Raw genomic sequence first — 1,696 nt, 5'->3', positions numbered from 1 at the left:
ATTCAAAAGCTTTGGACGAAGTGATCATTGTGGGTGGTAAAAAGATAAAATACCGAAACAAAGATAATCCCGCGGTAGAATTGATCCGCCAGGTAATTGCCCATAAAGATGAAAACCGGATTAAGAGTTACAATACGGTGTCTTTTAGGCAATATGAGAAGATGTTGTTTTCGTTGAGCAATGTTTCGGAAAAGTTTAAGAACAAAAAGATGTTCAGAAATTATCAGTTTTTATTTCAGGAACAGGATTCGACCTTAATTGGCGGAAAAAACCTCTTGCCTGTGTACATTCAGGAGAAACTGGCCGATAGTTACCTCAGTAAAGATCCGGAAAGAAATAAAACTGTTGTTATTGCTGAGAAACAGGTCAACTTCGATAGCAGGTACATCGATAATAAGGGAATGAAAACTTATTTCGATAGGATGTATCAGGATATTGATATTTATAAAAACAACATCTCCGTAATCAGTAACGAATTTTTAAGTCCGATTTCGGATGGAGCACCTGCTTTTTATAAGTTTTTTATTACCGATACGTTAAAAAATCAAAAACCTCAGGTTATTGAACTTTCTTTTACCCCCCGAAATACAAACGATATGTTGTTCGAAGGAAAGATTTATGTAACGAATGATAGCCATTACGCCGTTACGGGTGCTTCATTTGGGGTAAATAAAAACATTAACCTCAATTTTGTTCGTGCGCTAAAAATCGATCTCGATTTCGAAGCCAACAACAAAGGTAAATACAGTTTAAGTAAAAGCAATCTGCTGGCCGATTTCGGTATCGGCAAAACCAAAGGCATAGGTTTTACCGGCGAGCGTACCGTTACCTATAAGAATTACCAGTTTGATATGGTTCTGCCCGATACTATTTTTCAAGGGAAAAGTACCGTTGTGCGGGCCGATGCAGCAAAAAAAGACGATAAATTCTGGGAGCAAAACAGACTGGATACCATTTCGAAGAACCAGCTGAAGATTTATGGTAATATCGATACCCTGCAAAATCTGCCATCTTTTAAACGGACAATGAGAATTGTTACCCTTTTATTTGCAGGCTATCAGAATTTAGGCCCTTATGAAATTGGTCCGGTAAATACATTTTATAGCTTTAACAATGTAGAAGGTTTAAGGCTGCGGGTAGGCGGCCGAACAACACCAGAGCTTAGTAAACGTTATTATTTCGAAAACTATTTGGCTTATGGGATTAAAGATGAGAAATGGAAGTTTTTTCTTTCCGGAACTTATTCGCTGAACAATAAATCGATCTACGAATTCCCCCAAAACTACGTTAGGGCCAGTTTTCAACGCGATACAAAAATTCCCGGACAAGAGCTACAGTTTGTGCAGGAAGATAATTTCCTGCTCTCGTTTAAAAGAGGAGTAAACGATATGTTGCTTTACAACGATTTTTATCGTTTAGATTATGTTAAAGAATTCGAAAACCACTTTTCTTACAACCTTGGCTTTAAAAAGTGGAGCCAAACGCCTGCCGGTGGACTCAATTACCTAAACGGAGCAAATCAGTCTGTCAACAGGTTAAGCACCAGCGAAATTTCCTTGCAATTAAGGTACGCGCCGAATGAAAAGTTTTATCAGGGAAAAATATACCGTGTACCCATTGCCGATCGTTATCCGGTATTTAATTTGCGTTATACTGCAGGTTTAAAGGGCGTTTTCGGTGGCGAATACAATTACCA

Annotated in this window: 1 protein-coding gene; it reads left to right on the top strand. The window is 38.3% G+C overall.

Features of this window, described 5'->3' with window-relative positions:
- Positions 1–1,696: DUF5686 family protein (locus tag AC1DPQ_RS26915; protein WP_477611450.1), on the top strand; the 1,696-nt coding region annotated here is incomplete at both ends.

The sequence above is a fragment of the Pedobacter sp. 01T416_2 genome (assembly GCF_056398925.1).
The sequence above is the reverse complement of the archived record's forward strand: the minus strand, read 5'-3'. Positions and strand labels throughout refer to the sequence as shown.